This is a genomic window from Desulfovibrio aminophilus DSM 12254 (genome assembly GCF_000422565.1).
GTDB classification, from domain to species: Bacteria; Desulfobacterota; Desulfovibrionia; order Desulfovibrionales; family Desulfovibrionaceae; genus Aminidesulfovibrio; species Aminidesulfovibrio aminophilus.
The window spans coordinates 286,826-294,977 of the sequence record NZ_AUMA01000008.1 but is presented as its reverse complement, the minus strand read 5'-3'; the positions used below and the strand labels follow the sequence as shown (position 1 = coordinate 294,977).

The window sequence follows — 8,152 nt, the reverse complement described above, 5'->3', positions numbered from 1 at the left end:
GGGTTTCCGGCCTGTTTCGCGCGAACCGCGCCCGGAAGGGTCGCGCGGCCTCCGGCCAGAATCGAGGCTTCCCATTCATCCTATTGAATTGTCAAGGAACTCCTCAAACGCGAACCTCCCGGGATTTCCCCGTGTGCTTGAGGTTCGCGCGGCCTCAAATCACCAGCGGCCCCTCCAGGTCCAGAGCCGGTTTCGCCCCCACGTGCTCCACCCGCCTCTGCCAGTTGGAGCCCAGGAAATAAAACCGCAAGCTGTCTTCCTCGGAATTCATTTCCCGCAGCAGGCGCGCCCGCAATTTGGTCCACTGGGCCGGGTCCACGATGCATTCGAACACGGAATACTGCACCCGCTGCCCATAGTCCTGACACGCCTTGGCGATGCGCCGCAGCCGTCTCCGGCCGTCCCCATCCTCGGTCTTCACGTCGTAGCTCACCAGCACGAACATCCCGGCCTCCTAGCGCCACAGGAACGGCGGATAGCCGTCCAGGTCGCCGCGCAGCCAACGCGCAAACAGCAAGGCCTGGAGATACGGCATGAGTCCCAGCGGGGCCTTCTCGTCCAGGAACGGGTGCCGCATCTCCTCCTGCTTGCGTTTCTGATAGGCCACCAACACGGCCTTGCGGGTGTCGTCGTCCATGCGCACCGCGCCGTTCTCCTCCACGCGGAAGCCCCGGGCCTGAACCTGTCCCAGGTTGACCAGCGACAGAGCCAGACGGTCGGCCAGCACGGGCCGGAACTCCTCCATGAGATCCAATGCCAAGCCGGGCCGTCCCGGCCGGTCGCGATGCAGAAATCCCACGGCCGGGTCCAGGCCCACGGACTCCAGGGCGGAGCGCACGTCGTGGGCCAGCAGCGCATAGAGAAAGGACAGCAGGCAATTGATGCGGTCCAGCGGCGGGCGGCGGCTGCGGACGCTGAAGCGGAACTCCTCCTTCTGGTTGGTGAGCAGATGGTCGAAGACCTCGAAATAGGCGTTGCCCGCCTCGCCCTCGATGCCCCGCAGCACGTCCAGGGGCAGGCCGGGGTCCAGACGGCGGCCGCAGTCCGCCAGTCGTTCCGCCGCGCCGCGCAAGGCTCCGGCGTTCACCTTGTCCTCGTGGTCGCGCGCGGTGCGCAGGAGCACGGCCCGGCAGTTGGCGATCTTGCCCGTGAGCAGACACCGCGCCGCGGCCGCCGAGGCCGCGGGGTCGTCGGCCCGGCGGTACTGCTCCCGCCGCAGGAGCACGTTGCCCGAAACCGGCCCCTGCACCCGGGCCAGGAATCGGCCGCGCTCGGTGAGGAAACTCACGCCCACGCCGTTCTCCGCGCAATGCCCCAGCAGGAACGGGCTGCACGAAACCTGGCCGAAACAGACGATGCCGCCGAGACCGTGGATGGGCAGGCGCAAGCGGTCCTCGCCCTCCACCCGCACGAGCACGCATTCGCCGTCCTTGGCCAGATAGGCCCCCTGGGTGGTCACATAGAGCGTGTTGAGATAGTGCTTCATTCGTCGAACGCCTTGCGCAGATAGGGTTCCACCGAGCGGCGCGCGCCCGGCAGGCACACGGACGCCAGGGAGCAGTTCCGGCAACGGCCCGAGGGCTCGGGAGGCGGCGTGCGGCCGGATTCCACCAGTTCGTGCAGTCGTGCGGCCGTCTCCTCCGTGCGCCGCCGCAGGTCCGCGTCAAAAACCACGTCCTCCCGGCGGCGGGTCTTGCCGTAGAACAAGGCCCCCCGCTCCACCGTCCTGCCGGTCATCTCCTCCAGACAGAGGGCCTGGGCGCAGAGCTGCACCCGGTCCCAGTCCTCCTCCTTGGCCCGGCCGCGCTTGTGCTCCACGGGGAAGGGCGCGCCGTCGGCCTCGAACTCCACCACGTCGGCCTGGCCAGAGAGCCCCAGCCGCAGGGAGCGCAGGGGCAGGCCGGAGACGATCCTCCGGCCGCCCCTGGTTTCGCTTCCCGCCTCGTGGACCTTCTCGTGGGCGACCCGGCCCTCGGCCGTGAAACGGTTCTCCTCCCACTGCCGCTCCACATGGATGAGCGCGCACTGGCGCGGGCAGAAGAGCAGATGCTGCAAGGCCGAAAGGGGCAGCAGGCCGTCCTCGGAGTACATGGGGCTAAAACCCGTCGATCTCCTCCGGGATCAGGCCGGGCAGATTCGCCAACGCGTAGCTGCCATCGGCGTTCACCACGAGGCTGTGGTGGACTTTGAACGAAGAATGCTGGCCCGCCTTGCAGTCGTGCTTCCACCAAATGACTTTTGCCACTGCCATGCTGCCTTCCGGCCTGGCGGAAGAAGCATCGTTCTCAAACAACTTCGGCAGAATGCCCTTGATGGTCTCAGAATCGGAATCGGAAAAGCCCGTCCGCTCCGCAAGCTGTGGGTTCATGCTGCCGAAGGCCACGTAAACGCCCTTGTCCACCCGGTGCTTCATACCCATGGTGTCCGCACCGCGCTTGGTGCCGTCGCCTTCGCCGCTTACGCTTTTAGTGATCTGAATGCTGGACACGCTGACGGGGGCGACGCTGACTGCGGCTTGCAAGGTGACCGGCCCGCGGATGGGAATGGAGACGCCGTCGCCGTCCTCCTCGCCGCCCTTCTTCTTTTTTCCGCTAAAGGCGAACAGCTGGCCGAAGGCCCGCACGTCGAACCATTTCGCGCAGGCGGCTTTGGCCGTTTTGTCCCTGTCCGTCCACTGCTCTTTGCTCAGTCCGGCCTCGGCGCGTTCGCGCAGGCTGTTCATGCCGTCGGTCTTGCGGTCATTAGACTGGACGAAAATGGATTCACCCTTCTCTTGCAGCCTGTCGCGCAGCTTACGCTTCAGGCAGACGTCGGAAATCTCGCCGAAGCCGTCGTAGTCCGCGCGTGGACGGTTGCCGTTGAGAGGGTCGCCGTTGGGGTTGGCGCGCAGGACCGTGATGATGACGGCGAAGTCGATCTTGTTCTGGAGGCTGCTCATTACTCTTCTCCTTCAGTTTCGGCTGCGTTGCTCCTGTCCTTTTTCCAAACCTGCCGTTGGCAGTGGTAGCCCAGCAGGAATTCCCCGGTCAGACGGTGCTCAGACTGAAAATCCTCTCCCTGAAAAAGACAAAGCACCTCGTCGAGCAGTGTGCGCATGTTATGCAGAAACCCTCCCCTGCTGCCCTGCAATCGTTGCATGTAAGGTTGCAGGGCCATTTCAATGGTGCGCCACGTGGAGCAGGGATGATCGGCGAAGCGCTGCATCAGCCTCGCCGCCGTGGTCGGCCGGTCCTCCCCGGCCACACGTAAGGCAATCTCCTCAATGTGTTCCGCAACGGCCAAAAGCCGCCCATACAGGTAATCACGTGATGTGCGCTCAGGTTCCAGGGCCATGCCGTAAATCCTCCGTTGTTCAGCCGCCGCGTGTCGCGCGTGGCGGCCCTTGTACATGGCGCAGGCAACGCCCAGCGCCTGTTCCCATTCCCAATGCTCCTTGAAACCAGGACGGTTGGCTGCTCGGCGCACACAGCTCTCGACCAGATCGGCTGGCGGCTCCCGACCGTCCACAATGCAGGGGACAAGGCGCTCCACCGTTGCCCGTTTGAGCTTGTCGTCCAGCCTGAGTCCGTAGGCCGCCTCGGCGATGTTCCTGGGCGTGGGCGCGCAGACGCGCCACGGGGCGACCGGCGCTCCCTTTTTCTTGCCCTTCCCCTTCTGCTTGATGGAAACGCGCTGCGGCCAAGCCATGTCCGCGTGCCATTTTTTCAGCCGTTCAAGAAACTCCGACCCGAGAAGTTCCCGGTAGTAGATAATGCTCATGCGGCCTGGCGTGGCGGAATCCAGCCCCATGACCACGATGCACTCCGTGGGGTCAAGGGTGGCCGCGTAGCCCGCGATGTACTTGTTCAGCCGCAGGGCGAAGCTCTGGCCCGCGTCCCTGGTGTGATCTGGCCCGGCCTGCGCGCCAGCGTCGTCCATGTCGATGGGCTCATCCAGCCAGTCGTGGGAATCCTCAATGGGAGGAGGCGTGGGCTTGCCGGATACCGCCCAACTGACGAAGACCTGCGTATCGTTGCGATACCCCTGCCGGGCGATGAGCCAGCGCAGGGCGCTGTGCGCCTTTTGGCTGACCTCGTAGCCCACGCCGCAGGCCTGCGTTCCGTCGGTGAAGCGCCCGCGAAAGGTGAAGCCCGAGGTGTCGTCGGAGGAGATGAGCTTGGCCTTGTCGCCGGCGTGGCGGAGTTTCGCCGGGTGCAGACTGCTCAGGGCGACGACATCCCCGTTCACCATGCACAGTCCCTTGGTTTCGATGGTTGCGGGGTAGTAGGCCGACCAATTGTCCAGAAGGCTCTGGTCCTCCCACACGCCGGAGGCTAGGTCGCCTGGGATTTCCACGCGCCAGCGCACGACGGCCTTGTCCGCAGACTGCCCCGCCGGGAGCACGGCCCAAATCGGACACTCCGCCGTCTCGGACGTTTTCGACGAGGCGATCTTCCCGCCCACGTCGAGCGGGAGCACGTGTTGCCGCACCAGATCCGCGATCACCGTGCCGCCTTCGAGGTACTTGAGAATCCGCACGGTCTTGGGGTGCGGTGACGCCGCAACCCACTTGCGCAACTGTTCCATGTAGTCCTTGTGCGGTTGGTCATCCTCTTTGGCGAAGCCGCTGGTGACCACGCCGCCGTATTTGCGGAAGTCCGCCGCGAGATATTGCAAACCGTCGCAGAGCGGATGGGGAACAGGTTTCTTCCCACTGCGCGTGGCCGACGCCTCGGTGCAGGGGATAACCGTCGTGGCGTCGGTCTTGTCGATGATACTCGCGCGGGAGCATTGCCCCACAGTGTCGAGGACGATTTCGATGTGCGCCCGCGCGGTGCTGTGGCTTTCCGGGACGCACGTCCCCGTCTCCCCCTCGGTCACAGGGAGGCAGGAGAGCGGCTTGTGCGTTTCATAGAGCGTCTGCATCCAACTCACGGCATTTCCTCCTCTTCCACCGGGCGGAAGTTGCGTCCCTGCTCAAACTGCTTGGGCTTCATTGCGCGTACCTCCTTGCGGACATGGCAGGCGTCCGGGCGGGGGAACTCGATGACGCCGCGCTTCATGACGGGCTGCCAAAAGCGGCTGCGCAACATGTGTTCCCCGGTCTCGTCCGGGTAGTCGAAACCGTGGAACATGAGTCCGAAGGCGAGCTCGTCGAGGCCGTCGTAGTGCCCCTCGCCTTCGCCGAAGGCGCAGGGCTGCACGTAGCCCTGGCAGTCGCGCGTGCCCAGGAATATGTCCTGCCTGCCGCCGCGCTCCAGCATGCGCCGGGCGATCCCGAAGTGCTTGCCGTCATTGCGGTCGTTGGCCAGCTCCGGGCGGTGCTCGTTCCATTCGAAATGCGCCTGGACCTGGTACTCGACATCGACCAGGAAGGTGTAAATGGCGAGGCTGTTGCCGCCGCCGTAGCCGAGAGGCTTTGTTCCTTTGGTCTGGGTGCGGATGGGTCGCAGCACCCGCACCTTATCGATGAACCAGATCAGCGTCGGTTTCCAGTAGATGGATTTGACGACGCCCTTCAGGGCCTCATACGTGGGGACGTGGTACGAGCACTTCTCCCCGCCGATGCGCGTGAGCGGATCGGTAAACAAGGCGTAGCGCCCGGTGAGCCGAAACGTGATGCCGTTATTCACGAAGCACCTCCCTAGCAAATATGCACGGCCATTTCTTCGACCTCGTTGACGGAAAGCCCGAATCGCCCGCTGTAATGCTGGGCATCCAAATACCAAACACCGCTTCCCTTTTGAGTCTCGTGCAAGGCCTGCGCTCCCTGGAGCCCCTTCAGCACATTGGGAAAAACGTTGACAGAGTAACGTTGCGCGCGTCGGAGCAGCGGTTTCTCTTGTTGCGGATGGAAAACGCCGCACAGTTGGGCGATGAGATCCTTCCCTTCGCCGTAGGGCACGAGCACACCGCAGGTGGGCGCGTCGATGACCGTGAATATCTCGCCCGCAGTGGCGAAGGACTGGCGCAAAGCGAGCGGTGCATGCATGTTGCCGGGGTTCAGCGGATTGCACGAGAGCAGATTGAACAGCGTGTCCCCATGCCCGGCATCTTCCGCGGAGACCGGGTAGGCCATTTCGTCGCGACGGTCGAAAAACGCATACGTGAAGTAGCGCTCCATGGCCTTGGGGTGCAGCAGCGAGCCGCCCAGCGAGTCGGGCTCCTTTCGGAAGTCGCCCAGAACGCGCAAGGTCATTTCGCGACCAGTCTGAATCTCCCTGAGTCTGCTCAAATTCTCGCGATCCGGGTTGACCACATGCACCTGGCCGGGCCGTCCATCCTTGCTTTCGCCGTTGCGGTTGCAGCGGCCAGCCGTCTGGACGATGGAATCCAGTCCGGCCACAAAGCGGATGGCCGCGCCGAAGCTGACATCCACCCCCGCCTCGATGAGTTGGGTGCTGACGCACAACACCGGTCGCCCGGCTTTGAGTTCCGCGCGCATCTCGTCCAGTACGCACAGTCTGTGCGCCGCGCACATGTCTGTGCTTAGATGCCGCACTTCGGCGATGCCTCGCGCGGCGCATTCCTCATACAGCTCACGCGCCCAGCGCTTGGTGTTGACGACCACGAGGCAACTACCCGCCCGACGCAGTTCGCCGATGGCGAGATCGGCGATCTCCGTGACGCTCCAGCCGCCAGGCTTGGTGTCGTCGAGAATCTCGGTCCGTTCCAGCTTGTCGAAGTACGCATCCCGGTGCGGCATCAGTTCGCACCGTGGGTCAAGGGAAAGCACGCCCAACTCGGGCCGGGCGAGCCTGTCCAGAAGCGGTTGCGTGGCCGTGCAGAGCACGACGCTGGCTCCGCATTCCCGAACCAGAAAGTTCACCGCATTGCAGAAGAGGTGCGCGCAGTTCACCGGCAGCGTTTGTATCTCATCGAAAACAATGATCGCCCCGGCGAGCCGATGCATGCGCCTGGCGTTGCGTGTGCCGCCCCGGAACAGGCTTTCCAGGAACTGCACCATGGTGGTGTAGATGACCGGAGCGTCCCAGCACTCCGAGGCCAGCCTCGTGCGGGGGCTTTCCTTTTCGGGTGTGAGGTTGGAGTGATGTTCGAGCACCACGCGGCCGAACTCCTCGCCGCATTCCAAGATTTCCCGCGCCACCTGGGCGTTCTGATCGATGATGGACGTGAAGGGGATGACGTTGATGATTCTCGACATGCTGTGATGCACTGCGTGGTGCAAGGCGAATCGCAGACCAGCCAATGTCTTGCCGCCGCCGGTAGGCACGGTGAGTGTGAACACGCCCTTGGAGCCGGTGGCTCTGGCGAGGCAATGCGCCGATATTTCGCTACGGATTGCGTCGATGGCGCGGTTACCTGAAAATTCCATGAACCGCTTTTCCAGCCGCTCGACGAGTCGCCGCCAAGGCGGAGTGCCGTGGGAACGCAAGGCGGCATTTTCCGGGTGCTCGGCGTCTGCGCTGTCGGTGTGGTCGGCATCGACCAAACAACTGAACAGCATCCGCGTCGCGAGCCCCAAGGAGAACCACGCCAGGGGGTTGTGGATGCGGCACGCCTTCGTGGGTCGCAGGGAACATTTATCGCAATATGCGGACGGCTCCGGCCGGAGCATTGCGGCCAAGCGGTCCCGCATCTCCTTCATGGTCGCGGGCAGCAGCTGCTCACCCGACGCGCCGAAGCCGTCGCCGAAGGCCTCGAGCGCTTCCTCGATATGCGTCTGCTCGGACGGCTTTTCCATGCGTCTCTTGAAGAGATCCTCGCCCCACGGCCCCAGGCAGTCGATAAGGCCGGAGTGATGCGAGCAGATGCAAAGGGCCAACATTTGAGCGAACAGGACGTTTTGCGCCGGGGCCCGCTCCTGCATGATGGCCTGCCATAATCTCTGGGCACCAGCGCTGGAGTGGTCGATTTTCCCCCGAAATCCCTTGGCGTCAACGTATTCCTCATCCTCAGGGTCGGTGATTCCAGCGGCGGAGCGAATGTAGTGCTGAAATGTTTGCGAAACCTTACCTTCATCATGTCCGCCACCGACGAGTTGCCCCGCAAGCGGAAATCCAATCGCCCTCGCAAAAACTCCGGCAAGCTGCGCGACATTCACTAGATGCGCTGATAAGTACTGTCCTGGGCGAGCGATGGGCTTATCGTGCATTTCCACACCTCAAACTGAATGAAACAGAGTGGTGATCCCTAGCCATCAGGCCAGGAA

At 63.7% G+C, this 8,152-nt stretch carries 7 protein-coding genes; all 7 read right to left on the bottom strand.

The window, feature by feature from the left end; translation table 11 throughout:
* Positions 1–154: 154 nt before the first annotated feature.
* From cas2 to H587_RS17570, 7 genes are read right to left on the bottom strand one after another with little or no spacing between them, the layout of a single operon-like run.
* Positions 155–445: a CRISPR-associated endonuclease Cas2 gene (gene cas2 / locus H587_RS0106530; RefSeq protein WP_027175581.1), complete on the bottom strand. Its 291-nt coding sequence runs from the start codon at positions 443–445 to the stop codon at positions 155–157.
* A gap of 9 nt (positions 446–454) precedes the next feature.
* Positions 455–1,486 carry a type I-C CRISPR-associated endonuclease Cas1c gene (gene cas1c, locus H587_RS0106525; RefSeq protein ID WP_027175580.1) on the bottom strand — a complete coding sequence of 344 codons (1,032 nt, stop codon included), beginning with the start codon at positions 1,484–1,486 and terminating at the stop codon, positions 455–457.
* Positions 1,483–2,091: a CRISPR-associated protein Cas4 gene (cas4, locus tag H587_RS0106520; protein WP_027175579.1), complete on the bottom strand. Its 609-nt coding sequence runs from the start codon at positions 2,089–2,091 to the stop codon at positions 1,483–1,485. The genes cas1c and cas4 overlap by 4 nt, the downstream gene beginning before the upstream one ends.
* A gap of 4 nt (positions 2,092–2,095) precedes the next feature.
* Positions 2,096–2,938 (bottom strand): type I-C CRISPR-associated protein Cas7/Csd2, encoded by an 843-nt coding sequence (gene cas7c, locus H587_RS0106515; RefSeq protein WP_027175578.1) that lies wholly within the window; start codon positions 2,936–2,938, stop codon positions 2,096–2,098.
* A complete protein-coding gene (gene cas8c / locus H587_RS0106510; protein WP_245560831.1) occupies positions 2,938–4,905 on the bottom strand; it encodes a type I-C CRISPR-associated protein Cas8c/Csd1 in 1,968 nt (655 codons plus the stop codon). The genes cas7c and cas8c overlap by 1 nt, the downstream gene beginning before the upstream one ends.
* A 5-nt stretch (positions 4,906–4,910) precedes the next feature.
* Positions 4,911–5,612 (bottom strand): type I-C CRISPR-associated protein Cas5c, encoded by a 702-nt coding sequence (gene cas5c, locus H587_RS0106505; RefSeq protein ID WP_027175576.1) that lies wholly within the window; start codon positions 5,610–5,612, stop codon positions 4,911–4,913.
* Positions 5,613–5,623: 11 nt separating this feature from the next.
* Positions 5,624–8,095, bottom strand: a complete 2,472-nt coding sequence (locus tag H587_RS17570) for a CRISPR-associated endonuclease Cas3'' (protein WP_051202498.1) — start codon at positions 8,093–8,095, stop codon at positions 5,624–5,626.
* Positions 8,096–8,152 lie beyond the last annotated feature (57 nt).

Excerpts from the sequence above, each read along its gene's own strand:
- cas4 (WP_027175579.1), bottom strand. The coding sequence starts at position 2,091 with ATGTACTCCGAGGACGGCCTGCTGCCCCTTTCGGCCTTGCAGCATCTG.
- H587_RS17570 (WP_051202498.1), bottom strand. The coding sequence starts at position 8,095 with ATGCACGATAAGCCCATCGCTCGCCCAGGACAGTACTTATCAGCGCAT.
- cas2 (WP_027175581.1), bottom strand. The coding sequence starts at position 445 with ATGTTCGTGCTGGTGAGCTACGACGTGAAGACCGAGGATGGGGACGGC.
- cas1c (WP_027175580.1), bottom strand. The coding sequence starts at position 1,486 with ATGAAGCACTATCTCAACACGCTCTATGTGACCACCCAGGGGGCCTAT.
- cas8c (WP_245560831.1), bottom strand. The coding sequence starts at position 4,905 with ATGCAGACGCTCTATGAAACGCACAAGCCGCTCTCCTGCCTCCCTGTG.
- cas7c (WP_027175578.1), bottom strand. The coding sequence starts at position 2,938 with ATGAGCAGCCTCCAGAACAAGATCGACTTCGCCGTCATCATCACGGTC.